The organism is Marinobacter salexigens (assembly GCF_018860765.1).
GTDB lineage: Bacteria > Pseudomonadota > Gammaproteobacteria > Pseudomonadales > Oleiphilaceae > Marinobacter > Marinobacter salexigens_A.
The window spans coordinates 124,489-151,325 of the sequence record NZ_JAHKPV010000018.1; the positions used below are offsets into that span (position 1 = coordinate 124,489).

At 52.8% G+C, this 26,837-nt stretch carries 26 protein-coding genes; 12 read left to right on the top strand and 14 right to left on the bottom strand.

All coding sequences use genetic code 11. The features are described from left to right. Positions 1-32: 32 nt before the first annotated feature. The 4 genes from KO508_RS10420 to KO508_RS10435 form a co-directional block, all read right to left on the bottom strand. Complete coding sequence (locus KO508_RS10420; RefSeq protein WP_216008253.1) at positions 33-2,063, bottom strand: methyl-accepting chemotaxis protein; 2,031 nt, start codon at positions 2,061-2,063, stop codon at positions 33-35. 103 nt (positions 2,064-2,166) lie between these two features. After that, positions 2,167-3,054 (bottom strand): regulatory signaling modulator protein AmpE, encoded by an 888-nt coding sequence (gene ampE, locus KO508_RS10425; RefSeq protein ID WP_216008254.1) that lies wholly within the window; start codon positions 3,052-3,054, stop codon positions 2,167-2,169. Further along, on the bottom strand, positions 3,055-3,705 hold the full coding sequence (gene ampD, locus KO508_RS10430; RefSeq protein ID WP_216008255.1) for a 1,6-anhydro-N-acetylmuramyl-L-alanine amidase AmpD: 651 nt from the start codon (positions 3,703-3,705) through the stop codon (positions 3,055-3,057). 72 nt (positions 3,706-3,777) lie between these two features. Next, positions 3,778-6,132 carry a DUF1631 domain-containing protein gene (locus KO508_RS10435; RefSeq protein WP_216008256.1) on the bottom strand — a complete coding sequence of 785 codons (2,355 nt, stop codon included), beginning with the start codon at positions 6,130-6,132 and terminating at the stop codon, positions 3,778-3,780. 218 nt (positions 6,133-6,350) lie between these two features. Here KO508_RS10435 and nadC point away from each other — a divergent pair, with 218 nt between their 5' ends. After that, positions 6,351-7,190, top strand: a complete 840-nt coding sequence (gene nadC, locus KO508_RS10440) for a carboxylating nicotinate-nucleotide diphosphorylase (RefSeq protein WP_216008257.1) — start codon at positions 6,351-6,353, stop codon at positions 7,188-7,190. A 29-nt stretch (positions 7,191-7,219) separates the two neighbouring features. On the opposite strand, the gene KO508_RS10445 is transcribed toward nadC, so the two are convergent. The 5 genes from KO508_RS10445 to KO508_RS10465 all read right to left on the bottom strand — a co-directional run bounded on the left by KO508_RS10445 (position 7,220) and on the right by KO508_RS10465 (position 11,058). Beyond that, positions 7,220-7,555, bottom strand: a complete 336-nt coding sequence (locus tag KO508_RS10445) for a YqcC family protein (protein ID WP_216008258.1) — start codon at positions 7,553-7,555, stop codon at positions 7,220-7,222. Positions 7,556-7,567: 12 nt separating this feature from the next. Beyond that, a complete protein-coding gene (locus KO508_RS10450) occupies positions 7,568-8,365 on the bottom strand; it encodes a ParA family protein (RefSeq protein WP_216008259.1) in 798 nt (265 codons plus the stop codon). An 81-nt stretch (positions 8,366-8,446) separates the two neighbouring features. Continuing rightward, positions 8,447-9,163 (bottom strand): DnaA regulatory inactivator Hda, encoded by a 717-nt coding sequence (gene hda / locus KO508_RS10455; protein ID WP_216008260.1) that lies wholly within the window; start codon positions 9,161-9,163, stop codon positions 8,447-8,449. Further along, a complete protein-coding gene (locus tag KO508_RS10460) occupies positions 9,142-9,702 on the bottom strand; it encodes a CDP-alcohol phosphatidyltransferase family protein (RefSeq protein ID WP_216008261.1) in 561 nt (186 codons plus the stop codon). The genes hda and KO508_RS10460 overlap by 22 nt, the downstream gene beginning before the upstream one ends. Positions 9,703-9,723: 21 nt before the next feature. Beyond that, positions 9,724-11,058, bottom strand: a complete 1,335-nt coding sequence (locus tag KO508_RS10465; protein WP_216008262.1) for a DUF2066 domain-containing protein — start codon at positions 11,056-11,058, stop codon at positions 9,724-9,726. Between the two features lie 212 nt (positions 11,059-11,270). On the opposite strand from KO508_RS10465, the gene purM reads away from it, so the two are divergent. The 3 genes from purM (at position 11,271) to KO508_RS10480 (ending at position 13,834) form a co-directional block, all read left to right on the top strand. Next, positions 11,271-12,335, top strand: coding sequence for a phosphoribosylformylglycinamidine cyclo-ligase (gene purM, locus KO508_RS10470; RefSeq protein WP_216008263.1), 1,065 nt, complete (start codon positions 11,271-11,273; stop codon positions 12,333-12,335). Further along, entirely contained in the window at positions 12,332-12,994 is a 663-nt protein-coding gene (gene purN, locus KO508_RS10475; RefSeq protein WP_216008264.1) for a phosphoribosylglycinamide formyltransferase, read from the top strand. Before purM ends, purN begins: the two co-directional genes overlap by 4 nt. A gap of 84 nt (positions 12,995-13,078) precedes the next feature. Then, positions 13,079-13,834: a DUF3108 domain-containing protein gene (locus tag KO508_RS10480; RefSeq protein WP_252738054.1), complete on the top strand. Its 756-nt coding sequence runs from the start codon at positions 13,079-13,081 to the stop codon at positions 13,832-13,834. Here the strand turns inward: KO508_RS10480 and KO508_RS10485 are convergent. The 4 genes from KO508_RS10485 to apbC all read right to left on the bottom strand — a co-directional run bounded on the left by KO508_RS10485 (position 13,831) and on the right by apbC (position 17,733). Further along, a complete protein-coding gene (locus tag KO508_RS10485) occupies positions 13,831-15,108 on the bottom strand; it encodes a valine--pyruvate transaminase (protein ID WP_216008265.1) in 1,278 nt (425 codons plus the stop codon). The genes KO508_RS10480 and KO508_RS10485 overlap by 4 nt on opposite strands. Before the next feature lie 72 nt (positions 15,109-15,180). Continuing rightward, positions 15,181-15,780, bottom strand: coding sequence for a YjaG family protein (locus tag KO508_RS10490; RefSeq protein WP_216008266.1), 600 nt, complete (start codon positions 15,778-15,780; stop codon positions 15,181-15,183). After that, on the bottom strand, positions 15,777-16,343 hold the full coding sequence (gene dcd / locus KO508_RS10495; protein ID WP_216008267.1) for a dCTP deaminase: 567 nt from the start codon (positions 16,341-16,343) through the stop codon (positions 15,777-15,779). Before dcd ends, KO508_RS10490 begins: the two co-directional genes overlap by 4 nt. Positions 16,344-16,632: 289 nt before the next feature. After that, positions 16,633-17,733 (bottom strand): iron-sulfur cluster carrier protein ApbC, encoded by a 1,101-nt coding sequence (gene apbC, locus KO508_RS10500; protein WP_216008268.1) that lies wholly within the window; start codon positions 17,731-17,733, stop codon positions 16,633-16,635. 140 nt (positions 17,734-17,873) lie between these two features. Between apbC and metG the strand changes: the two genes are divergently transcribed. The 8 genes from metG to nth are packed head-to-tail and all read left to right on the top strand — an operon-like array spanning position 17,874 to position 26,138. After that, positions 17,874-19,916 carry a methionine--tRNA ligase gene (gene metG / locus KO508_RS10505; protein WP_216008269.1) on the top strand — a complete coding sequence of 681 codons (2,043 nt, stop codon included), beginning with the start codon at positions 17,874-17,876 and terminating at the stop codon, positions 19,914-19,916. Between the two features lie 47 nt (positions 19,917-19,963). After that, positions 19,964-20,545 (top strand): electron transport complex subunit RsxA, encoded by a 582-nt coding sequence (rsxA, locus tag KO508_RS10510; RefSeq protein WP_216008270.1) that lies wholly within the window; start codon positions 19,964-19,966, stop codon positions 20,543-20,545. A 15-nt stretch (positions 20,546-20,560) separates the two neighbouring features. Next, on the top strand, positions 20,561-21,133 hold the full coding sequence (rsxB, locus tag KO508_RS10515) for an electron transport complex subunit RsxB (RefSeq protein WP_216008271.1): 573 nt from the start codon (positions 20,561-20,563) through the stop codon (positions 21,131-21,133). After that, the gene (rsxC, locus tag KO508_RS10520; protein ID WP_216008272.1) at positions 21,133-22,977 is read left to right on the top strand and encodes an electron transport complex subunit RsxC; all 1,845 of its coding nucleotides are present in this window, start codon (positions 21,133-21,135) and stop codon (positions 22,975-22,977) included. The genes rsxB and rsxC overlap by 1 nt, the downstream gene beginning before the upstream one ends. A 21-nt stretch (positions 22,978-22,998) precedes the next feature. Next, positions 22,999-24,051: an electron transport complex subunit RsxD gene (gene rsxD, locus KO508_RS10525; RefSeq protein ID WP_216008273.1), complete on the top strand. Its 1,053-nt coding sequence runs from the start codon at positions 22,999-23,001 to the stop codon at positions 24,049-24,051. A 2-nt stretch (positions 24,052-24,053) separates the two neighbouring features. Beyond that, a complete protein-coding gene (rsxG, locus tag KO508_RS10530; protein WP_216008274.1) occupies positions 24,054-24,755 on the top strand; it encodes an electron transport complex subunit RsxG in 702 nt (233 codons plus the stop codon). Positions 24,756-24,757: 2 nt separating this feature from the next. Then, positions 24,758-25,471, top strand: coding sequence for an electron transport complex subunit E (locus KO508_RS10535; protein ID WP_216008275.1), 714 nt, complete (start codon positions 24,758-24,760; stop codon positions 25,469-25,471). Positions 25,472-25,499: 28 nt separating this feature from the next. Continuing rightward, entirely contained in the window at positions 25,500-26,138 is a 639-nt protein-coding gene (gene nth / locus KO508_RS10540) for an endonuclease III (RefSeq protein ID WP_216008276.1), read from the top strand. A 67-nt stretch (positions 26,139-26,205) separates the two neighbouring features. Here the strand turns inward: nth and KO508_RS10545 are convergent, their stop codons facing one another. After that, on the bottom strand, positions 26,206-26,778 hold the full coding sequence (locus tag KO508_RS10545) for a chalcone isomerase family protein (RefSeq protein ID WP_216008277.1): 573 nt from the start codon (positions 26,776-26,778) through the stop codon (positions 26,206-26,208). Between the last annotated feature and the right edge of the window lie 59 nt (positions 26,779-26,837).

Genomic DNA, 26,837 nt, shown 5'->3' on the forward strand with positions numbered 1-26,837 from the left:
GTCTCAGCGCCCCACTTGGCCGTCTAAAGAACTTAAACCTTAAACGCCTCAACAAGCCTCTGCAAAGAAGCCGTCAAATCCGACATTTCCCTAGACGAAGCCAGAGTTTCTTCCGCATTAGTGGCAGTGGAAGCCCCCAACTCGCCAATATGCGCAACGCTAGTATTCACATCCTTAGAAACAGCCGACTGCTCCTCAGCAGCCTGAGCAATCTGGTGACTCATATCCACAATCACCGAGATGCCCTGCGCAATCCGAGTCAACGCTTCTGTCACCTCTCCCGACTTTTGAACCGTTGCATGAGTAACATCGTGGCTATTGGTCATGGCTGACACAGCATCTTTCACGCCGCTCTGAAGACGCGTAATCATGCCCTCGATTTCTTCAGTAGACTTATGTGTGCGTTGCGACAAGGAACGCACTTCATCAGCAACCACAGCAAACCCACGCCCCTGCTCACCAGCTCTGGCTGCTTCAATGGCAGCATTGAGGGCTAAGAGGTTAGTCTGTTCGGCAATAGCTTTGATTTCTACCAAAACCTGACTGATATTATTGCTGTCTTCACTAACCCGGTTGATGACATCCACAGCGCCTGAAATCTCTGTCGCAAGGCGGTTGATGGTTTCCACGGTATCAGAGACAACGCCGCGGCCGGTTTCGGTATCCTGTTCCGCAGCGGTCGCGCTGTCTGCAACCCGGTGAGCGCTTTCAGTGACTTCACTCACCGCTTCCACCATCTGGCTCATGGCTTCATTAATTTGGCCACTTTCGGCCATTTGGCGCGCCACCGCTTCGCTGTTAGCAGACGCTGTCTCATTAACACGAGCGGCTTGCTGGTCAACGTCCGATGTTGTTTGGCCGACCGACCTAATAAGCTCAGCAATTCGATCGGTCATGTTATTGAACTCACCGGTAAGTTCGCCCAACTCATCACGGTTATCGAGGGAAATCCGAGTCGTCATATCGCCTGCTGCCACTTTACGAGCCGCTTCACTAAAGCGGTTGATTGCTGTGCGCACAGACATAAAGAAGCCGACGTAAAGATAAACAACAAATAGCAGCACCACAACCAATGCTACGACGATGAGGCGACGTTGACTCACTTCCTGTTCCAGTCTGGCGCTCAGGTTGGCATCGATCACATCAAACGCGGCACCCTTCAGCTCACCGTAACTCGCCAACTCTGCAGAAACACGAGATTCGAACTCCTGCCATGTCATCTCCAGCCGCATAGGAGTAATAATGTTTACATCAAGCAGTTCACGCACATTCAGAAGGCTCTCATCGACCCGTTCAAACGCTTGGCCTGCCTGAGATGCCAGGACAGGAGAAGCATCGGCGGTCAGTGTCAGCGCCGGAGAAAGGAGGGAGCTACGGTTGGTAAGACCGTCATAGATTTCGTTAAAGTTATCGCTAAGGGCATAGCCTACCTGACCGTCAACCAATGCAAACAAACTGTACGAACGAGCCTGCCCAATTACGCTACGGGCCTCAGGCAATGTTTCCCGGATAAGCCCCAAGATAAGTAGGTTCTCTCTTGAAGCACCCTGCCCCAATCCTGATGTCTCGATAGTAGCAGGTAGCAGAGCCAGTGCTTTCTGCACAAACTCATGAAAGTATTTGAATTGAGGATCAAAGTTGGTCTGGTAATTATCATCGGCACGAAGGGCTTTCCATTCAGCCTTGAGACCTTCGACTTGATCAGCCCAGGCTCCGGATACATCAAACGAGCGGGGCTGGGCCGTTAGCGTTTCAAAAACAGAACTGATCTCGCTTGCGGCTTCATCGGAGAGCTTTTTAATGGCATCTTCATTTTTGGCTACTGCCGGCGCACGGTAATCCCGGTAATCCATGGAAGCATCAACAAGGCGGTCGATGTGGCGCAACTGCTCTAACCCTTCTACGCCTCGAGTCATGGTCGCAACCGAGCGATTGAGTTCGGTCATCACAAGCCAGGACAAGCCACCAATCGGCAAAAGGAACAAGATGCTGATGAGACTGAACTTATACAGCATCGGCAACCGGTTCATCAGTGCTACTGCGGGATAAATGAGTTGCTTCACATCGGCCCTCTCTTTTGAAACGCGAACAAATGAATGCATGTTCTTTTTTTATTATCGCCCAAATACCGGAAAACTTTAGTTTTATTTACGGTGGTACTGATATTCAGACAACGCCTGCAATCACGAGCAAAGCCAGAGTGCAAATCCATACCAGCATACTCCGGTTGAGCAAATCCCTCACTGCGCTCAGGCTGCGTCCGCCATAATTGGCCCACTCATCCGGGTGAATTTGAGAAAACCTCGCTGGATCAAGCGCATAACCGGTTAACGACCCATTAGCAGAAATCATGAGGATTTCTGATGTCTTTTTCGTGATGCCCGCAATCGCCACTTTGGCTTCACCTAACCACCCCGACAGATCACCGGCAATACCAAAGGTTATTGAAAGCAGCCGCACAGGTATCCAGTTAAACCACTCACAAACAGCGACGTAGCGAGGTCTCGCGGCGGCCTGAGGCCACTGCTCCGTCAGCGCTACCAGCCCGCGCACAAAAATCGCAAATCCGATACCGCCCACCACGTACCAGAAGGCAATCAGGAAGAATCGATGAAATACTGATAACAATAGCGCTTTACTCAAAGAAAGATGCATAAGCTCAGGCGAGACCGCAGCTCCACGCTCGCTGGCAGGCAGGCGCTCCTGAATAAGGTGCCAAGCCGCCTGCATGTCTCCCTTATGCCAGGCCTGCGTATAGGGCTCAACCGATTGCCGCCACCCGGGCGTGCCCATCATCAAAACAAGTACGAGAATTTCGAGCGGATAGGCCGCGAGTCGCCAACCGTACAATGCCAAAACATAAACACCTAAGGCCATGAGCAAGGCTGGCACGAACACTATAATTAGGCCACTCCAGATCCCTGACTCGTGACCGGCTTTGACAACACTCCCCTGACGAAACCAGCGCCGCCAAAGCTCATCACTGGAGACCGCATTCACGCTATCAAGCCGACGCCGCACCAAATAGGCAATAAGAAATACCACCAAAATCATTCACACAGCTCCTTTATTGGGCGGTTCACCGCTGTGTTGGTCAGACTTGGCTTCTTCCAACGCAGTCCGGAAGTATAGCCACTCGAACGCAGGCCCAGGGTCAGTCTTGCGGCCTGGGGCAATATCGCAGTGGCCGGTAATACGGTCGCTGCTAATGTCCGGCCAGGCCAAGCTGATCACTGCCGAGAGCTCTGCCAGTGCCCGGTACTGCTCGGAGCTATACGGAATATGGTCCGCGCCCTCAAGCTCAACTCCGATGGAATAGTCGTTGCACTCTTCTACGCCCTGAAAGCAGGAGCGCCCAGCGTGCCAGGCCCTGTCGAGCAGGCTGACAAATTGAATCAAGCTTCCGTCTCGGCGGATCAGCACGTGAGCTGAAACGCGCATCTCGGCGATGGTTTCGAAGTAGGGGTGTTGTGCGGGATTAAGAGTGTTCGTGAAAAAATCTTCAATATAACCGCCGCCAAACTGGCCGGGGGGCAAGCTGATGCTGTGCACTACCAGAAGACTTATTGAAGCGCCGTCTGGACGCGGGCCGAAGTTAGGCGACGGACGCCAACGGGCAGATGAAAGACGCCCCGTCCGGCGAAGACCGCTTACATCTTCGCCGAAAGCGGTCGCACTTAGGGAATCTGGGGCTGAGTAGGGCAATATGAATCCATAGCTATCAGAGCGTTACAGTGTGGATTGATTGAATCACAAAGTAAGGCTTGTTACTACGGGTCAATCTCTTCGACTGCTGCGAAGATTATCGATAATGGACTCAAGCGCCCTGTCAAAAATGAGTCCATCATCAAGCATGCTTATGGCTCTATTTGCCATAGCAGTAGCCAACTCCCGACGATGGTACTCCGCAACCTTTGCACCGCTGCGATTAACAAAGATGTACTTGCCCGTTGCCCTTATAACGGCTGCCAGCTTACAACGGAGCTTGGCTCCATCTCGAGTGAGCTCAATCCATGCACCAACACGGAGGCTGTCTGCCTGAATTAGCCATTGTTCGGCAACCTCTTCCACTTCCGGTCCGGCCGAGGCGTCGGCCTGAGGCTCTGCTACATCGAACTGGGGTTGTGTTTCTGCCAGTGTCTCGCTCGGTTCACTCAGTGCGCCAAAGGGCTCATTGATGACCGTCAAAGCTGCTTCTGGATCTGAATTTTCAGAAGATTTAGACCAGACTTTAGTGCCAGCTTCTTCCGGAGCCGATGCCGCGGCACTGGAAGACGCTGTTGCTAAGCTCTGTAATACATCGACATGGGCCAACTCCAGATCCCGTACCGCCGTATCCGTTGCAAACGGGTCCCATGAAATCTCCTGAAGGGCTAGCCGGAAGTCGTCCACAATTGCGGGGATAGCACGGAGCAGATCGCTACGCGTGGAGCTTTCGATCGGCTGTGGATCAACGCTCCATACCAGATGTCCTGTGAGCTCTTTAGCGTCCGTCCAGCGCTCTCCGTGCTCACCTTCACGCAATACCACCCACTGCAAATACTTTTTCCAGGCTTCATTGAGCATCGCAAAAACAGGCTCGGGAATGTCTCTACCAAACGTGTGCTCCTTCACCAAAGACTCAGCAATCTGGGTGGCCTGCTCCTGACGTGCCCGGCCTTCTTCGGCATCTCGCAACCGCTGCTCTACAAGCTCTCGTCGGCGACGATCGAGATCGGTGAAATGGCAAAAGTCCTCTAGCAACTCGCTGAAAAGCGACACATTAGTGCTGAATTCACTCAATACCCGATCTACAACCGACTCAATTTTTTCATACAAAGGATCACGCTGACCGGGGCGCTTTTCGCTCCAACCAATGGCAGACAATGCCAACTCATTCAACAGCTTACGAACTGGATGCCCACCACGATTGAAGAAATTTTTATCGCTTAGGGCAACTTTCAACACAGGGATCTGGAGACGCCCGATGAGCGCCTTCATAACCGGGTGAAGCTGCCGGTCTTCCAAAATAAAATCGAACAGCATCGAGACTAGGTTGATAACATCATTATCCACCTGTCCAACACTTGCCTTTTGGCCATTAGCCGCCGTAAGAACAGACTGAAGACGTTGATCAAGTGAAGCAACTTCACCACCTTCCCATTGATCGTAAGAAGTCTGTGCCTCGCTGAGAAGTACCATCAACCGTTCCGTATCAAGGTAGGCTTCGTCAGTCTTATCTGGCTCAACCGTAGCTTGGGTTGCACCTCGCTGGTGCAGGAGCGCGCTCAACTCCGAAAACGTTGCATAGGAAGCACCGCCCTGAATCTCATCGTGACTATAATACTGGCTGCTGCCCTCTTCACTCGACACACCACCGGCTACCTCATGTTGCGAATTGCTTGGTGGCACAGGAGTCGAGGTTGCAGACCGAGCGCCTGAAGGGGCAATGGCTGAACGGGCCGGGGGGCGCTTTGCGTCCGGTAAGACCCCCTCTGCAGCCAAAGTCCGGTTCGCTTCTTGGTAGAAATCGCCGAGCTTATCTCCCAGCAACCGATCGAACAGCTTGAGCACCACAAGCTTTGCTCGGATATCTATATCGAGATCTGAACAGGCTTCTGCAAGACCTCCACAAATAACGTCCGGGCTCAGTGGCATCTGATTGTCTGCCAGCTCCACGCTTGGCACCAGATGGTTCACCCGCACAGACAAAAGCTGAATTGGGGTTTGATACTTGTTACGCATTTTTTTGGTTAAGTTGTCAATCGCGACCTGCTGCTCCAGATCCGAATGCTCAACAAGGCTCAAAGAGTCTTGATCAACCTCATCCAGTGCGCAACCGGACTGCTTGGGCCGAAATTGGCCAATGTCATTAAATGCCTGACTGACGTATTGCAACACCGAAACAACCATGGCTTTGCGCCTTAGCCGCAACTCCCGCATGGCATCAAAATAGACGGTTTGGTCTGTATTGGAACCGGCGCGATCTGCGAGCTCGAACAAGGTGTCGTCGGCACGTTCGAAAAAGCGTTCGAGAACGCCTTTTAGTATTTGTCCGGAGGTATCACGCAGGCGAACAAGAGCAGGCGGCAGATCAAACCGTGAGAACGGCTTCTGGCCTGAAAAGCTGACAACCTTGTTTTCCTGTTTCATCGACTGATCTCCCGGTCGAAGCATGTGACCACAAACTACTTTGATTGCACATCATACGACTAGACCGTGTCACCTTGTGTCAGAAATTGTCACCTTTTGTGTACGTCAGACTCAGATAACGTTTCTGGCATAATTTGGCGAAACCGTTGTCGAACTATAGAATCGTGCGTCCGGAATATTTCAGAACCATTTAGCCAGTCACAAGCGGATGCAAAACCATGAATTTCAGTGAACGCCAACGCCAGTCACTCATCGAAACAGTAGCCGCTAGCTTGCGCGAAGATATCGGTGATGGTGATATTACGGCCCAACTTATTCCTGCGGATAAACAGGCTTCTGGCCATGTAATAACGCGGGAACATGCAACAATAGCGGGGCGGGCATGGGTGAACGAAGTTTTTCGTCAGGTGGACACGTCAGTAGCGCTAGAGTGGCTGGTTGGGGATGGCGAGAGCGTGAGCCCCAATCAGGTTCTATTCCGCATGAAAGGAACCGCCAGAAGCCTGCTTACCGCCGAGAGGGCTGCGCTGAATTGGCTGCAAACGCTTTCAGGTGTTGCGACAAGCTGCGCTGGTTATGCCGAGCGGGTTGCACATACACCTGTGCGACTACTCGACACTAGAAAGACGCTACCCGGCTTACGGTTTGCACAAAAATATGCTGTGACTTGCGGCGGCTGCCACAACCATAGAAGTGGCCTGTGGGACGCTTTCTTGATCAAGGAAAACCATATTTCCGCATGCGGCTCCATCGCCGCAGCAATCGCAGAAGCCCACAACATCGCACCGGGCAAACCAGTCGAGGTGGAAACCGAGAATATGGCCGAGCTGGAGCAAGCGCTCCGCGCTGGCGCTGACATCATCATGCTCGATGAGTTTTCAATGGAGGATTTGCGGGCGGCAGTCGCAATAAACGAGGGACGCGCCAAACTGGAAGCTTCCGGGGGCATCAACTCAGACACACTGGTTCCCATTGCGGAAACCGGAGTCGATTATATTTCTATCGGCGCACTGACCAAAGACGTCAAAGCGGTAGACTTGTCTATGCGCCTAGACTGACGTGAATGGTCAGCATAAATAGGCGCTGGTCAGCTCCCCGAAAGTAGTTGATCGATCGCCTCAAGCTCTCGAATCAAACCCTGCCCTGATTCCGGGCGGCTGCGAAAGTACTCCTCAGCCATGGGTGCAATGCCAGAGACTGAAGGCAAAGGATGCCCGCTTTCAACGATCAGCTTCATGCGCTCAAGAAACACAAACTGAACCCACTGGGTGAACTCTAGGGTATCGATACAGAAAGGCTCGGTGCTTTGAAATGCCGCCTGTGGTGGACGCTCGGTTGCCCATAGGCCAATCGTGCGCAGCTCCATTTCAATGGCTAGAAGACCATCCGCTACCTGCCCTGCAATCTTATCGGAATCCGCCATAAAGCTCCCGGTTTAATCGGCCAAAGACTCTAGTTCTACCGCCTCGCCATTGAGTACGCGATACAGATCTTCGAACTGACGCGTGAGCGGGTGTTTTGGTGCCATGTGAATCAGCGGTTGCCGGCTCTGGTGTGACTCTTTCATTTTCACGGAGCTGGATAAACGCACGGGCAATACTGGCATCCCCTCTGCAATAAGCTCTTTAACCAACTGTTTTGGTAGACTGGCCCGAGGTTGAAACTGGTTTGCGACAATACCTTCAACCACAAGCTCCTCGTTGTGGTCTTCTTGCAAGTCGCGAATTTCACTAAGAATGTTATAAAGTGCCTGACGGGAAAAATCATCACAGTCAAACGGAATCAAGCACCGATGCGCAGCAATAAGCGCGGAGCGGGTATAAAAATTCAGGGCTGGCGCAGTATCAATGTATATTTCATCAAAAGACTCACCCAACTTCTTTAGCGCCTCTCTGAGCTTATAGATTTTGTGCTTTGCCTCAAGCTTGCGCTCAAGAAAATCCAGCTCAGGGCTGGAAGGCAAAACAAAGAGGTTTCTGAATGGCGAAGCATGAACAAACTCTTCAGGGCGACGATTGAATACCTTGAACGCTACCGTTTGCTCCAGCATATCTGCAACGGTATCTTGAAGCTCGCTAGCGGGCTTGCCCAACAAGTAATGCGTTGAGTTACCTTGGGGGTCAAGGTCAACCACCAAAGTGCGCTTGCCGCGTGCAGCGCTGATGGCTGCCAGATTGCAGGTAATACTGGATTTGCCGACTCCACCTTTCTGGTTGAATACTACCCGTCTCATGTCGTCTCTCCATCTGGCGCTTCATTCAGCGTCTTATCATTTAAGTTCTGTTTTGTGGTGTAACGCTTGGCTTGTATGTTCTTACCACCGCATGACCGTTTTCACGAATGGCACGGTAAGGCGCCTTTGCGCCTGCAAGGAGTTTTCATCGAGGGTGTCGAGAATGCCTAACAATTCGCCAAGTCGCCTTGGGGCCCTGCGCATAATAAAGCCTGCAACATCGTCCGTCATAGTCAGCCCACGCTTTTGTGCACGAGCCATCAAAATTTTCAGGCGATCATCGTCACGATAGGTTCCCAGTTGCACGATAAAGCCGTGGTGAAGCCGGGACACCAAATCCGGTAATACGAAAGGCAAAGACCCAGGAACTTCAGAAAGACTAACAACGAGCATATGACCGCCATCATGCAGCCGGTTATAGAGATGAAAAACCGCTTCTTCCCAGTCGGCCTTACCCGCTACCCGATCCAGATCATCGAGTGCAACCACATCCATGGTATCCAGTCCCGCCAGCGCTTCCGGGCCGAAGGGCTCTAGCTCGGCAATACTAATACAAACCGCCGTTTTCCCTTCCGCTTCTGCGTGATGGCAGGCCGCCTGCAGCAAATGGCTTTTGCCAGTATCCGAATCGCCACAAACTACGACCACTGGCAGGCCAGCCGGCTGGCTAAATACCGAAGACAGGCGCAACGCCGCTTCCCGGTTGCGATCACCATGAAAGTTGTCAAAACGTGCGTCGTCCCGAAGCCGGACGCCAAGCACCAGCTGAGAGTTGCTCACGGGTGTCTGGCCCTCCATGCGCGCTTACCCCAAACGACAATATAGTGCCCGCCACTGAAGACCGTTGAAACTGCGACCAACCAAATTCCAATATTCAACCATATCGGCTGCACCGGCAAACCGGCCAAAATAACAATAATGCCCAAAATGACAACAATCTGAACCAGCGTATTCAACTTGCCTGGTATGCTCGGCTCCATTTCGAAACGGCCGATACTGTAATGGTAAACCAGCGCACCTCCCACAATAAGAAGGTCTCGACCGACGATCAGTGCAAACAGCCACAGAGGTAAAACCGAGGTATAGGTCAGCACCAAATAGGCTGTAATCAGTAGCGCTTTATCGGCCAGTGGATCAACCACAGCACCGAAACGGGAGCGCCAATTAAAATGCCGCGCAAGAAAACCATCAAGACCATCTGTTACCGAGGCCACAGCAAAAATGAGCAAAGCGAGGCGGTACTCCTGCACCAGCAGCGCTCTGGCAAAGGGAGCTATCAATAGAATGCGCACAAACGTCAGAGCATTGGGTATCCAGCGCCAGGCGTGTGACCTCACTCAATTGCCTCCAGTATCGGCTTACTGCCCGCCATTATTTCCGATAGCTGGCACGGGTTGCCAGCGGTAGTATAGAACCTGATAAAGCGACTCGAACGCCTGCTCGGCCTCTTCTTCGTCTACGGGCGAGGGTTGGTAGCTAAACATAGTCTGCTCAGACGACTCCTTTTCCAACTTACCTTCCGGAATTGCTTCTTGCTGATTCTCGTTAGAATCAAGTTGTGTCGGTTTTGCCGAAGCGGCTGCTGACGACGGGAGTGATGACGAGCGAGCCGCTTGGCTTTCCTGTGATCCGCCTTCAACGGGCACAAACCGAGAATCCAGAGCAATATACTCTCTAAGCTGATCAAGCTCACCGGAAAAGCCAACTCTTAGTGTTAACTGCTCGCCCTTAACCCGGGATGCACCTACATTTTCAACTGGGGTTAAGCCCTCCAGAACTTGAGTGGCTTTGCCGTAGTCTGTAACGGTCTTAACACCGCGCAATACGATTTCCACCTGAGGTAGCTCCCCAACCTCACCGGCTGCGACAGCATATCGGTTGGCGTACAGCTCCGCCCAACGATCAACCAATGCCTCTGCAAGAGCTTCCCGCGTGTCAGCGCTAACCGACTCTTCGCTGCTATTGAGCTTTGCACCTTCAAATACCCAGCCTGCACGCCACTGATTGCCTGAGCGGTTAACACGAACCAGTGCAAGCACGTCATGCTCTACGCCCTCAGACGCTTTGAGAACGCGCCCGGTGAACTGCCCCCATATATCCGACAACAACTCTCTATTACCACTAAACCCCGCAGGAGGCAGGGCTACGGGGAGCCCACGCTCCTGAGCAGCGCGAGCAAATGCTGCCGACCAAACACCCGTTTCGGCAGAATTGGCTTGGTCTTCGCCAGCACCTGTTACCAGTTTGCGAACACCACGGTCTTCGACCGCCACCCAAGCGAGGGTTAAGGGTCGGTTGGCACCCCACACGGGAGCGTTGACTGATGCCAAAGCCCGATTAACGCCTACAGCACCAAACGCCATACTGAGGCGGCTTTCACCACTTGTGCCCCGAAGTATCTGATAGGACAGCAACAAGGATTCCGCATCTGCCAGCAGAGCGTCTACACCATCAAGCGCAAGTACCTCACGGGTGCCGGAAATCCTCACAAAAACCCGGGCCAAACCATCAGCGTAACCTTGGGTAAGAGCGGCTTGCCCGGAGCCAGACACAGGAACTTCGACTGAATAGAGCCCTGAGACTGTTACAGCAGTGGCAGACGTGGGCGTGAAAGCCAGTATGAGCGTACAAAAAACACCAAGCCATAGGGCTCGCAATGGTTTAAAAAACCGGATCTGGTCTGTTACTGGCATGAAACACCCTGCAGTTCGCATGAATGGCGCATAGGATACACCATGCCCCTATTCCTGAGTAGCCAGCCGGGGTTTCCGAAATGCAATCTTGCTTGCGCGAAAACGGCCGGATTCAAGAATCCGGAGCGGCGCAAGGCTTTTGCACTTGGAGCCCTACACTGCACCTGCTAAAATCCGCCGCCTGACCCATTGCCCAACGGTTTAAGAACACCATGAGCGAACAGAAGCCTTCCCTGACCTACCGCGATGCTGGCGTTGATATTGACGCCGGCAATGAACTTGTCAGCCGTATCAAGGAAACCGCCGCCCGCACGCGGCGACCCGAGGTTCTGGGAGGGCTTGGCGGGTTTGGTGCCATGGTCGCGATCCCTTCCGGGTATAAAGAGCCGGTTATGGTTTCTGGCACTGATGGCGTGGGCACCAAGTTGCGATTGGCGATGCAGCTTGAAAAGCACGACAGCATTGGCATTGATCTCGTTGCGATGTGCGTTAACGATCTTATTGTTGGTGGTGCAGAGCCGCTATTTTTCCTCGATTACTACGCTACCGGAAAGCTCAATGTTGATATAGCTGCAAACGTGGTTGCAGGAATTGGCCGAGGCTGTGAGTTGGCTGGCTGCGCGTTGGTGGGTGGTGAAACCGCCGAAATGCCCGGGATGTACGAGGGTGACGATTACGATCTTGCCGGTTTCTGCGTAGGTATCGCAGAGCGCAGCGAAATCATCGACGGCAGCAACGTTCAAGCAGGAGACGTGCTGCTCGCACTAGAATCTTCAGGCCCCCACTCCAACGGATACTCGCTGATCCGGAAGATTCTTGAAGTCAGCGAAGCCGACTTAGATCAACCAATCGGCGATACAACACTTGCGAATGCGCTGATGGCTCCTACACGCATCTACGTAAAAAGCCTGTTGCAACTTATTCGCGAAGTGGATGTAAACGCTCTTTCACACATCACTGGTGGTGGTTTGCCGGAGAACATCCCCAGAGTTCTGCCCAAGGGCGTAGTTGCAGCCATCGACACCGAAAGCTGGAAACTCCCCCCCGTATTTCAGTGGCTGAAAGACGCAGGCGGTGTTGCCAGTGAAGAAATGTACCGCACCTTTAACTGCGGAATTGGCATGATCATCTGTGTTCCCGAAAGCCAGAAAAGTTTGGCGATGGACACCTTGAAGGCCTTGGGTGAGAAAGCTTGGCAGGTAGGCATTATCGAGCGCGCTGAGGATTCCGAAAAAGATGCAGTGGTGCGTTATGCACCGGGGCTTTTGGCAGAATGAAGGCAGATCAACCCGCCCTGCCCAAAATTCTCGTCCTTGCCTCTGGCAGCGGAACCAACTTTCAGGCTCTTTTGGACGCAAGTCGCGGGCGGGATTTCCCCGGCCAAATTGTTGCTCTGGGCTGCAATCAGCCAAAAGCGTTTGCACTCGAGCGGGCCGCACAAGCCAACGTGGAAACCTTTGTGGTCAACCACAAGGAGTTCGGCTCTCGGGAAGAATTCGATGCCGCGCTTATGGCTCACATTCTCCGCTACAACCCGGATCTCATTGTGTTGGCGGGTTTCATGCGAATCCTGACCACAGATTTTGTCAGGGCATTCCGTGGCAAGCTGGTGAATATTCACCCCTCGCTGCTGCCGAAGTATACAGGCCTCAATACGCATCAAAGAGCACTGGATGCTGGCGACGCTGTTCATGGCGTCTCGATTCACTTCGTTACCGAAGAGCTTGATGGCGGGCCGGTTATCGCGCAGGCAGAAGTGACCGTTACTGCAGAAGACACCTGCGAAACACTCGCGGAAAAGGTGCAACAAAAAGAACACCTGCTCTACCCGATTGTTGTTCGCTGGTTCTGCGAAGGCAGAATCCAACTGGGCGATGAACAGGTGCTGTTTGATGGGCAAGCTATTGAAACACCCATGCGCCTCACGGACAACTGAGGCGCACCTTAACAGACTGTCACTAGGCAACACTCTCTGACCCGCTAAACTTCCAATCTACATGAAGGATTCGAGGTCAACGAAATGTTTGCAGCTAAACGGACTGTTCCCGTCCTCTTAAAGAGGGGGCGGGTTACCATCGCCAGCCTTATGTGCATGCTGGCATTAGCACTGAGTGCGGCCGCACGCGCGGAACCAGCTCCCGATCTCTTCCCCTTCGAAGTTAGCTATGACGCCTCCATGGAAAAGGGGCTCTCGCTCAATGGCAGCGCTAGACGCATACTCACATCCCAAGGCAATGACGTATGGCTGTACCGAACCGAGGTGAAGTCTTTCATCGCCGACCTCGACGAATCGCTAACCCTAAAATGGGAAGAGGGTCAGGTAACCCCCTTGAAATATCGATACAGCCTATCCGGTTTTCTTATCAAAGATAGAAAACAGTCTATCGATTTCGACTGGGAAGCTGGCATCGCTACGGGTAAATATAAAGACAAAGATTTCGAGGTGGAACTTGAGAAAGGCACGCTCGACCCACTAGGCTTTCAGGTGCAACTGCATCAGGACATTTTGAACGGCAAAAGGGAGATGGAATATCAGGTTCTGGACCGCGGCAAAATAGATAGCGAACGCTTTGCCGTCATAAACGACGATGCCTCTCTTTCCGATGACAGCCAATCCTCACTTCTTAAAGCCGAAAAGGTTCGCGAAGACTCAAAGCGGGAAACCCTGATGTGGTTTGACCCCGATAAAAACTTTGTACTGGTTCGCCTCCTTCAGGTTGAGCCCGATGGCAGCGAGTACAAATTGGAGTTGAAGAACGTGGGTTTGGGAGGTTAAACCTCCCGGTCTGCCTCAGCCCAAACGGCCTTAACTTCATCGGCAATAATTTGCAGTCCTTGAGCTACGCGCCCGTCGTCCTGTGAATAAGTTACGCGCAGGCACTCATCACGATGTTTCCATCCATCCTCGGGTAACCCCGGAAAGAAATAGTGGCCTGACACAACCAACACGCCACGAGCTTTCAAGCGTTGATAAAGCTCAAGGCTAGTAATGGGCAAATCTGGGAACCACAACCACAGGAACATGGCGCCTTCTGGCTTGTGAACATACCAGCGGCAACTGTCTTCGCCCATAGCGTCTCGAAACGCCGCCACAGCCCGCTGCATTTTCCGCTTATAAAACGGACACACCACTTCTCGGCTCAGGGACAAAATTTCGCCGGAGCGAACAAGCGGTTCAGCTAGCATGGCACCAAAGCTGCCCGTGGCCAGATTCATGATGGCATTTATTCCAGACAAGGCTTTTATCACCGGTGCCGCAGCAATAACGATGCCCGTGCGGGCGGCGGGTAAGCCGAGTTTGGATAAGCTGAGGCACAAAATAATCTGTTCATTCCAGGTTGGCTTCGCATCCACAAACAACAAACTAGGGAAAGGCGTTCCGTAGGCACCATCAACGATTAGCGGTACGTCATGCTGCCGCGCCATTTCCTCCAAGCGCGCCATCTCTTCGTCGGTAACCACATTCCCGGTCGGATTGGTTGGCCGGGATACACAGATGGCCCCGGTCTCCCCTGTTACCTCTACTGCATCGAAGTCCACCCGATATTTGAATTCGTGGGCATCGGTAAATGAGATATCTGGCTGCACTGCATGGAACAGGTCAGGCTCGATGCCCGCATCCGCATAGCCGATGTACTCCGGCGCCAGGGGCAAGAGTATGTGTTTGCGCTGGCCTTCGCCATAGTCGCCGCCAAACATATTAAACAGCATGAAGAAGGCCGCCTGACTGCCATTGGTAAGCGCGATATTCTCAGGCTTCAGATCCCAACCATATTCGCGGCTTAGCAGGTCGGCAAGCGAGGCAATAAACTGTTTTTCACCCTGAGGCGGATCATAAACACCCACGAGCCGGCGAACATCACTTTCGCTGCGGCTCATATCTGCCAATATTTCTTGCACCCGAGCCTGAATCTCGGGGATATGTCCGGGGTTGCCGCCCCCCATCATGATCATGTCGTCACCGGAAGCCATGGCATTACCAAGATCATCCATCAGAGAGGTTATGCCAGCATCTGCGGTAAACTTTCGGCCAAACGTGGAGAGTTTCATGAGCTCACATCCATAAGGTCAAAGCTGAATAATTAACGGGGCTGCGAGGTTGCACTACATGGCTGGGGCGCTTTAATCACCCAGCGAGATACCGAGATTACTGACGCCTTCGTTTGCCGCATTTACTCGGATTTCTTCAATAAATTGCTCCACTGGTGTGCGCTGGCGTTTCAGTGCCAATACGAGATCACGCTGGAAGGCTTTGTCTTCTTTCATCAAGGGGTGTGAGTCCAGCACGCGAACCAACTCATCTTCTTCAAGCCCCTCACCTTCCGACAGTTCAATAAAGCTCATAACGGTGCTTGTCGCCAACTGCGATGCTTCTGTTGCTCGATGCTTCGAGGGGTTCAGACGGTTAAGGAGCGCCTGCTCCAAAAGCTGACAAAAATCGAACGCGGGGTATACGCCGTAGGCGTCATAGGCCTCTACATCAGGAGACAAAGCTTCGAGCTTTACCAACAGTTGTGGGATAGCGGTTTCTGCTACATCCTCTTGAAGCGAGCCCCAGGCCAGCTCCAGAATTTGGTGCATCTTTCCGCCGGTTTTCAGGCCTACGGCTTCCGCAAACAGTGCATAATTCGGGAATGAGCGCTCGGCAAGTGCCAATAGGAAAGCGCATTCGCGCCATCCCTGCAGCTGGGAAACCGCTTTGAGAAACTGGTTGGCGTTCATGTTTTGGGTAGGGTCACGCCGGTTTGGCCAAAGTATTTGCCACCCCGATCCTTGTAGCTGGTTTCGCAGATTTCGTCAGACTCAAAGAAGAGCATCTGTGCGATACCTTCGTTTGCGTAGATTTTTGCTGGTAGGTTTGTGGTGTTAGAAAACTCGAGTGTTACGTGCCCTTCCCACTCGGGTTCCAGCGGGGTAACGTTTACGATGATACCGCAGCGTGCGTAGGTGGATTTGCCCAGACATACGGTGAGTACGCTGCGGGGGATGCGAAAGTACTCGACGGTACGCGCTAGGGCAAAGGAGTTCGGCGGTATGATGCAGACGTCGCCGGTGAAGTCTACGAAGCTTTTTTCGTCGAAGTTTTTGGGGTCGACGGTTACGGAGTGTACGTTGGTGAAGATTTTGAATTCGTTGCTGCAACGTACGTCGTAGCCGTAACTTGAGGTGCCGTAGGAGATGATTCGACCTTGTTCGGTTTCGCGGACCTGTCCGCTTTCGAAAGGTTCGATCATGCCGTGTTGTTCGGACATCCGGCGAATCCATTTATCGGCTTTGATGCTCATGGCGAAGTCTCGTATCCACTGGGAAAATTGGGGCGTAGTTTACCTGTTCAGTTTGGTTCTGTCGAAGCTTGGCGGTATGGCCTGAAGTCTTTTTGGTTTGGTGGCTGCAGTCACGGGAAAGGCGGTTCAAAAACCGCTTCGAGCACATCCCTGTGAGCTTGTCTCCGGCCTTCCCTGGCCTCCGACATTTTTGAACCGCCTTTCCCGCGCCTGCGATCAAATCAATGAGTTGCCTGCCGCGTCCATGAATTAGCCTATGTGCAGCACGCCGTCCAACCCACGTCTTAAGTTACCGCGTCTTTACAGACACACTTGAAATCGCGCCGCTAAGATTCCGCTCCCTTGTCGATAATTCAGCACCAACCCGGCGAGCAATATCCCGGTAGCGCAGTGCCACTTCGGAATCCGGCACGGCAACCACTGTAGGTTTACCTCCATCGGTCTGTTCGCGGATGGTCATGTGCAGGGGCAACTGGCCCAGCAGGGTTGTTTCGTATTCATCGGCAATCCGCTCACCGCCGCCGTCGCCAAACAGGTGCTCTTCGTGGCCGCAGTTGCTGCAGATATGTACGCTCATGTTTTCTACAACGCCCAGCACCGGAATTTCAACTTTGCGGAACATTTCTATGCCGCGTTTACCGTCAAGCAACGCTATGTCCTGAGGAGTGGTGACGATGACTGCACCGGTAACCGGGACTTTCTGGGCTAGGGTGAGCTGGATGTCGCCGGTGCCGGGGGGCATGTCGACGATTAAGTAATCGAGTTCATCCCAAAGGGTTTGCTGCAAGAGTTGCATAACCGCACCGCTGACCATAGGACCGCGCCATACCATGGGGGTTTTGTCGGTGGTTACGAAGGCCATGGACATGGTTTGGAGGCCGTGGGCTTCCATGGGCAGGAAGTATTTTTCTTCACGCACGCCGGGGCGTTTGCCTTCGGGGACACCGAGCATCATACCTATGCTGGGGCCGTAAATATCGGCGTCGAGTACGCCTACACGGGCGCCTTCTGCTTGCAACGCAAGGGCGAGGTTGACGGCGGTTGTGGATTTTCCGACGCCGCCTTTGCCGGAGGCAACTGCGATGATGTTTTTGACGCCGGGAACAGACGGCAGGTCTTTCTGGACTTTGTAGGCGTGTATTTTCTGGCCTACGTGTACTTCGGCGACCTCAACGCCGTCGACGTTTTCCAGAGCATTAGTCACCAGCTGTTTAAGGCCACCTGCGATGCCTTTTGATGGGTATGGTAGCTCGACCATCAGCGTTACTTTACCTGTCTCATCCGCCACCAGTGACTTTACGGCACCCAAGTCGTAAAGGTCTTTTTCTAGGTATGGGTCTCGGTATTCACGAACCGCCGCCTGCAGGGCCTGCTCTGAAATCTGTGTCATCTGGCTCTCCGGAATAAGCTCATGCTGCTTTTTCAGCATGAAAACAGGTGTTTCGGGTGAAAAATATCTGCTTGAAAGGTATCATCTGGGCCCGTTTCTGACCATACAACCCTTATTCTGATGAAAGGTTCGGACACACCATGACGCAAGCGAGTTCAAAGCAACAGCGCGATATTCTGGTTACCAGCGCCCTGCCCTACGCCAATGGCCCCATTCACCTAGGCCATCTGCTGGAATATATCCAGACGGATATCTGGGTGCGCTATCAGAATATGCGAGGCCAAACTTGCTACTACGTTTGCGCGGATGACGCCCACGGCACAGCGATTATGCTCCGTGCCGAGCGCGAGGGTATTACGCCCGAACGGCTGATCGACCGAATCCGTGAGGAGCACCAGCAGGATTTCAGCGGGTTTCATATCCGCTTTGACAACTACTACACCACCCATTCGGAAGAGAATCGCTACTTCTCCGAATATATTTACCGTCAGCTGCAGAAGAACGGCAACATTGCGACGCGCAAGATTACCCAGTCTTTTGATCCCGAGAAGAACATGTTTCTCGCAGATCGGTTTATCAAAGGCACCTGCCCGAAGTGCAAAGCAGTCGACCAGTATGGTGATAACTGCGAGGCCTGCGGTGCAACCTACACGCCTGCTGAGCTGATTGATCCGCGCTCTGCGGTATCCGGCGCTACACCCATCGAGAAGGAGTCGGAGCACTATTTCTTCAAGTTGCCGGAGTTTACCGACTTCCTGACCCAATGGACCCGCAGTGGGGCTTTGCAACCACAAGTTGCCAATAAGCTCGCTGAGTGGCTGGATGCAGGTTTGCAAGAGTGGGATATAAGCCGTGATGCACCCTATTTTGGTTTTGAAATCCCGGATGCTCCCGGTAAGTTTTTCTATGTTTGGTTGGATGCACCTATTGGCTATCTCGCCAGCTTCAAAAACTTCTGTAACCGGGAAGATGTAGATTTCGAGCATTTCTGGAAGGTGGATTCCAAGGCTGAGGTCTATCACTTCATTGGCAAGGACATCATCAACTTCCACGCTTTGTTTTGGCCAGCGATGCTCCATGACGCTGGTTTCCGCACGCCAACGGCGGTTTGGGCACATGGGTTTGTGACGGTTAATGGCAAAAAAATGTCCAAGTCCCGTGGCACTTTCATTATGGCTCGCACGTATTTGGACTACCTGAACCCTGAGTATCTGCGCTATTACTTCGCTGCCAAGCTAACCGGCGGTGTGGACGATATGGATCTTAATCTGGAGGACTTTGCCGCCAGAGTGAACTCGGATCTAGTGGGCAAGGTGGTCAACATCGCTAGCCGCAGTGCAGGCTTTATTACCAAGCGTTTCGATGGGAAGCTTGGAAAAGTGACCGAGCACGAAAAGCTGAAGGAGTTCATTGAGGCTGGTGAGGATCTGGAAGCCTTCTACGAGGCCCGGGAGTTTGGCCGTGCCATGCGCCGCATCATGGAGTTGGCCGATATCGCCAACCAATACGTAAATGATGAGCAGCCTTGGGTGGTCGCAAAGCAGGAGGGTCAAGATGAAAACTTGCAAGCTATCTGCACCAACGCCCTCAACATGTTCCACTTGCTAATGACCTATCTTGCGCCGGTATTGCCAGAGACAGCCAAAGCATCCGAGGAGTTCCTGAATGCAAAGCTGGACTGGAACAATCGCAGCGAGCGGCTTGAAGACCACAGCATCAGCAAGTTCAAGCCTCTAATGAGCCGGGTGGATATGGCGCAGATCGAGAAAATGCTGGATGCGTCGAAAGAAGAAATGCCTGCGGCGACCGGCAAACCGGCACAACCCGTCAAATCCGACAATAACGAAGCGATTTCAGACGAGATCGAATTCGATGATTTCGCAAAAGTGGATCTCAGGGTCGTCAAAATTGTCAAAGCCGAGCATGTTGAAGGTGCAGATAAGCTTCTTCGTCTAACGCTTGATCTAGGGCATGGCGAACGCAACGTGTTTGCTGGTATCAAGTCTGCGTATAAACCAGAAGATCTTGAGGGTCGTCTGACTGTGATGGTCGCCAACCTGAAACCCCGTAAGATGAAGTTCGGTATGTCTGAAGGCATGGTTCTGGCGGCAGGCCCCGGTGGTAAGGATATTTTTATCCTGTCTCCGGATTCGGGTGCGACACCCGGCATGCGGGTAATGTAAACAGAGGTCGCGGCAGCAGGCTCCGATAACGCAATGATGAAGCAACAATGACAGAGTACTTACTGATATTGGTCAGCACCATTCTGGTGAACAACTTTGTGTTGGTTCAGTTTCTTGGTTTGTGCCCCTTTATGGGGGTTTCAGGCAAGCTGGAAACGGCCATGGGCATGTCTTTGGCCACCACGTTTGTGCTAACTCTGTCATCCGTTTGCAGTTATCTTGCTTACACCTACTTGCTTGCTCCTCTGGATTTAGTGTTTCTGAAGACCATCACCTTCATTCTGGTTATTGCGGTGGTGGTTCAGTTCACTGAAATGGTTGTTCGTAAGACCAGCCCGCTGCTCTATCGCGTACTGGGTATTTTCCTGCCGTTGATTACCACCAACTGTGCGGTACTCGGCGTTGCACTTCTTAACCTGAACAAAAATAACAACTTCGTTGAATCAGTGCTCTACGGTTTTGGCGCCGCTGCCGGCTTTTCGCTGGTACTGGTGCTGTTCGCCGCGATGCGTGAGCGCATTGCCGTGGCCGATGCCCCTACCGCTTTCCGGGGGGCGGCTATCGGTATGGTTACCGCAGGGTTGATGTCACTGGCGTTTCTGGGCTTTACCGGCCTAGTCAGCGTTTAACGGAGACGCAGTTTTATGTGGACAGGCATTGTCATCGCCGTTCTGGCCCTGCTTGGCCTCGCCTTGGTATTTGGTGCCTTGCTGGGCTTTGCGTCAGAGCGATTCAAAGTCGAAGGCAACCCGCTGGTAGACCAGATTGATTCTTTGCTTCCCCAAACCCAATGCGGCCAGTGCGGGTATCCCGGCTGTCGTCCCTATGCCGAGTCCATTGCCGATGGTGGCGCTATCAACAAATGCCCACCCGGCGGTGAATCCACCATTAACGCACTTGCCGATCTTTTAGATGTAGAGCCCCAGCCTCTGGATGCCGAACACGGGGTGGAACAAGCCCGAACAGTTGCCGTAATTCGGGAAGATGAATGTATAGGCTGCACGAAGTGCATTCAGGCCTGCCCGGTGGATGCCATTCTCGGTGCCGCCAAACACATGCACACGGTTATCGAAAGTGAATGCACTGGCTGTGATTTATGCGTGGAGCCTTGCCCCGTTGACTGTATTGATATGATCACCATTGAGCCGGATATCCGCGGATGGACTTGGTCGCAGCCTCAAATAATCGCCACAGACAATCAGGAGGCGAACTCCTGATGTCCTCCACCATCAAGCTTTGGGACTTTAACGGTGGTATTCACCCCGCAGAAAACAAAGAGCTTTCGACCAGTCGGCCCATTCAATCCGCAGGCGTTCCCGCGCAACTTGTGCTGCCATTGCAACAGCATATCGGTGCGCCTACGGAGCCAACAGTTGCCGTTGGCGACGTTGTACTGAAAGGCCAAAAAATTGCTGACGTCAGCCACGGTATGGGTGTTCCTGTGCATGCTCCAACATCTGGCGTAATCGAAAGCATAGGCGACTACCCAGTACCCCACCCGTCCGGCATGGCCGACAGGTGCATTGTTTTAAAGCCCGATGGCAAAGATGAATGGTGCGAACGTTATCCTATTGCCGACTATCGCAGCCTCGAGCGGGATGAGGCTCTTGCCATCATTCATTCAGCGGGTATTTCGGGCATGGGCGGCGCTGGATTCCCAACGGATATAAAGCTGAGACCGCCCAGAGACCGCAAAGTGGACACGCTGATTCTCAATGGCGCCGAGTGCGAGCCCTATATTACCGCTGATGATATGACCATGCGTGAGCGGGCCAATGATGTTGTTGCGGGCTTGAAGGTGATGGCTTGGATCCTGCGCCCTGAGCGGTGTGTAATCGGCATTGAAGACAACAAACCGGAAGCTGCAGCGGCACTGCGTGAAGCAACTCAAGGTACACAAGTTGAACTAGCCGTTATCCCGACAAAATACCCTTCCGGCGGAGAAAAACAGCTCATCCAGATTCTCACCGGCATGGAAGTACCCAGCGGAGGTATTCCGGCAGACATTGGCGTCATGTGCCAGAACGTGGGCACCGCCGTTGCTGTGGCCAAGGCTATTTTTGAAGGCTCACCGCTTATCAGTCGAGTTGTAACGGTAACGGGGGAAGCCGTCATAAATCCGGGCAATTTTGAGGTTTTATTGGGCACGCCTTTGAATTACCTGCTGTATCAGGCAGGCCTGCAACAGGATCGCGTCAGCCGCCTGATTCTTGGCGGACCTATGATGGGCTATACCCTAACCACAACAGCGGTTCCGGTTATCAAAACCACTAACTGCATCATCGCAGCGGTTGCCTCCGAGTTGCCTGCACCTCCGCCGGAGCAAGCCTGCATCCGCTGTGGTCAGTGTGCAGAAGTTTGCCCCATGGAACTGCTGCCCCAGCAACTGTTCTGGCACGCCAAGGCAACCGAGTTTGAGAAAGCCGAACATCTAAACCTCTTCGACTGCATCGAATGTGGCGCCTGCTCTTATGTTTGCCCCAGCTCCATTCCGCTCGTGCAGTATTACCGTTACGCCAAAGGCGAGATACGTGTGCAGCGGGCGGAGCAACTCAAGGCAGACCGTGCACGTGAGCGCTTTGAAGCGCGTCAGCAAAGGCTTGAGCGCGAGCAACAAGAGAAAGAGCTACGCCGAAAAGAGCGCGCCAAGGCCGCGGCCGAAGCTCAGGCCAACAAAAAGGCGGAGGCTGAAAGAGCCGACGCCAACGGAGAAGCTGCGGACGAGCGAGCCGCAAAATCCGCTTTGGTGGAGCAGGCATTGGCACGGAAAAGAGCCAGCACCGAAGCCAATAACGCGAAGGTAGCCGCACCCACTGAGCCAGCTCAGAAAAAACCCGATATCGATATAAAGGCATTGGAAAAGCAGTTTGCCCAGGCACAGTCCAAACTGGAAACCATGCAGGCCATGCTTGAAGACGCAAAGGCGCAGCAAGCCGACAACGTGGACAAACTGGAACGTGCTGTCACCAAGAATCATGACCGGGTAAAGCGGGCAGAAGAGGCTTTAGCAGACGCACGCAAAATACAGGCGACTCCGCCCGAATCCCAATCTACCGAATAACCCGAATCAGGCTCGATCTTCATGGCGTTTGTTCAACAGTCTTCACCCCATGCCCACAGTGCGCGCCCAACATCGAAGGTGATGCTTTGGGTCATACTTGCAGCCCTACCCGGCTTACTTGCGCAGACTCTATTTTTTGGTTGGGGCAACATCATAAACGTTGTCTGGTGTATCGCCATTGCCTTGGCTTCAGAAGCCGCCATCCTCAAGCTACGCAACAAGCCAGTTGCATTTATTCTCAAGGACAATACTGCCGCTGTTACCGGTCTTTTGTTGGGTCTTTCCCTACCTCAGTTTGCGCCATGGTGGGTATCCGGGGTCGCGGTTACTTCCGCCATAGTGATCGCTAAACAACTTTATGGCGGCCTCGGCTCGAATCCGTTCAACCCTGCGATGGTAGGCTATGCGCTGGTGCTTATTTCATTCCCGGTTGCCATGACCACAAACTGGGCAGAGCCTGCACTACTCTGGGACAAGGCACCCAGTTTTGCAGAAACGCTTTCGGTAATCGCCTCGGCAAAACAAACAGCGATTGATGGCTGGACCATGGCCACACCGCTGGACGAATACAAACATAAGATTGCAACCCATACTGCAGATGAAGTTCTTGCCCACCCAACATTCGGGGAGGGCTTTGCCAAAGGCTGGGAGTGGGTCAACGCAGCTTTTCTAGTTGGCGGGCTTGTACTGATAGGCCTAAAAATCATCTCTTGGCATATTCCTGTCGCTTTTTTAGTTGCATTGGTCGTCATGAGTCTGGCGTTTGGTAGCAATGAGGACCTATACGCGCCTCTGTCACTGCACCTGCTGGCTGGCGGCACTATGCTAGGCGCATTTTTTATCGCCACCGACCCAGTCTCTGCTGCCACCAGCCATCAGGGAAAGTTGATTTATGGAGCGGGTATCGGCGTACTTATCTACCTAATCCGAATCTGGGGCAACTACCCCGATGCTGTGGCGTTTAGTGTTCTGTTAATGAACTTTGCTGTGCCCTTTATCGATCATTACACGCCACCAAGAACCTATGGCCATCATAAGGCCCGTCGCGGGCTGCCCGGCGGAGGCAGGAACTGACCATGACAACCATGACTCAATCCATTCGCCGCAGCGCTATCGGTCTTGGCATATTTGCAGTTATTACCGGCGGCACCATTGCGTTTACTCAGGCGCTCACCAACGAACGCATCAAGGAGCAGGCTGCTAGAGCAGAAGCCAAAGCCTTGTTTGAAATTATCCCTGAGAGCGATCACAACAACGATCTACTAAGAGACACTTTGATTCTCCCAGCCAGTGACCGGCTAGCAACTGATGGGCCGATCACCGTGTGGGTTGCACGTCAGGACGACGAGCCGGTTGGGATGATCATGCCTGCCACCGCGCCAGACGGCTATTCAGGCACCATCAAACTACTTGTAGGCATTGATCTCGAAGGCACTGTTCTGGGCGTGCGAGTGATTGAGCACAAAGAAACCCCGGGGTTGGGCGACCGGATTGAAACCCGAAAATCCGATTGGGTAAAAGGATTTGAAGGACGCTCATTGGGTAATCCAGCACCCAAAGAATGGAATGTTAAAAAGAACGGCGGCGTTTTCGACCAGTTCACCGGTGCTACCATTACTCCCAGAGCCGTGGTGAAAGCGGTACAAACATCACTGGTGTATTTCCGACAGAACCAACAGGCTATTCGGGCCCAACTGAATAGCGCCCCGTCAGGGCAACGCTCTGTGGTTACCCCCGGAGATTTGACCGATGAATCACTGAATGTGGAGCAACCCTAACAATGGCAACCAAGACCTCCAGTGAAATCGTTCGCGACGGGCTCTGGGACAACAACCCTGCTCTGGTGCAGGTATTAGGACTTTGCCCTCTTCTTGCGGTCACGAGCACCGTGGTAAACGCGATTGGCCTTGGGCTGGCAACCCTGATGGTGCTCATGGGTTCAAACCTCGCTGTTTCGCTGATTCGAAATTTTGTTAGCGAATCCGTGCGCTTACCTGCATTCGTGATGATCATCGCTTCCTTCGTCACCTGTGCAGAATTACTGATGCAGGCCTATACTTACGAGTTGTACCAGATTCTCGGCATATTTATCCCTCTCATTGTCACAAACTGTGCCATTCTTGGCCGTGCCGATGCCTTTGCCTCCCGCAATGCCCCAGGCCCTGCACTGCTTGACGGCGCCATGATGGGCGCTGGTTTTCTTGCGGTACTTATCATCTTAGGTGGCATGCGAGAACTGATCGGCCAGGGCACGCTGTTCGTTGATATGCACCTGCTGCTCGGCCCCATAGCTGCAGATTGGGTCATAAAGCCATTTGCCAAGTATCCAGATATGCTGTTCATGGTATTGCCACCCGGCGCTTTTGTGGGCCTCGGTTTGCTAATAGCGTTAAAAAACGGCATTGACCGCCACCTAAAAGAGCGCCAAAAAGCGGCTCAGCCCGCAGCAACGCCCGGTAGCAAGCGTGTGCGTGTTACCGGAAATGTTTCCTGATCTGCGGCCGGAGTGGTAACGAAACCCCATGAATAAAGCCAAACGTATTGAAATTTTTTCTCGGTTGCGGGAAGCCAACCCGCATCCGACAACAGAATTGAATTACAGCACCCCTTTTGAACTGCTAATTGCCGTTATTCTCTCTGCCCAAGCAACCGATGTTGGCGTTAACAAAGCGACAGACAAACTTTACCCGGTAGCCAATACCCCAGAAGCTATACTGGCACTGGGCGTAGATGGGCTGAAGCGATACATAAAGACCATTGGGCTGTTTAACAGCAAAGCGGAAAACGTTATCAAAACCTGCCGCATACTGATCGAAAAGCATGATAGCGTTGTGCCTGATAACCGTGAAGATCTAGAAGCTTTGCCCGGTGTTGGCCGAAAAACCGCAAACGTAGTGCTAAATACCGCTTTTGGGCAACCCGCCATGGCAGTAGACACCCATATTTTCCGGGTATCCAATCGTACGGGTATCGCACCGGGTAAAAACGTACTGGAGGTAGAAAAACGCTTGATGCGGCTGGTACCCAAGGAATTTCTAATGGATGCCCATCATTGGCTGATACTGCATGGACGTTATACCTGCGTGGCACGAAAGCCGAGATGCGGCGCCTGCATAATTGAAGACCTTTGCGAGTTCAAGGAAAAAAACGACTACCTGTAAACGACCGGATTACGTATTAAAAAGCCGGCTTCTGCCGGCTCTTTAATAAAGTACTGGCGCCGCTCTACTACTGACCCAGCATCTCTTCTTTCAGACTCTTCTGCGCAGGATCGTCAGAAAGCCAAATGCCAAACAAGGCTTTTTTGAAGGCTAGATCACCCACAGTGTCCTTTTGTTCACCGTTTTTCAGAACTTTTACGCCTTCTTTTGGCACGTAAACAAGATCAAATACGTCGCCTTCTTTGATTTCTTCTTTGAACACCGCCATAAACTGGTCGACTTCTGCTTTAACCGAAGACATATCACCATCGGTTGAGGCTTCAAACCCTTCCATAGTCGCTTCCGTCATACGATCACTGGTGATCATCCCAGATGTAATATGCAGCGTGATTGCCTGAGGCTCATCAGCTTCAACTACGGCACTGCCATCTTTCTGCATCTGAGACACATAAAGGCTACCAACATACAGATCCATGAAAAACTTGGAGCGTGTACCAGCGCCATTCAATTGAAGCTCGGTGCTGCCAGCAGTATAGGTATCCGGGACGTCGACACCGCCAACCGTTAGCGCCGAAGCAGGAGCTGAGAGTGTGGCTGCAAGCATCAGGGATGCAAAGCTCGTCAAAAACGCCTTCTTCATAGTCCTTTCCTTTTCAGTCATTATTATGAGAGTTCATTCGTCGCCGGGTACAGATCCTT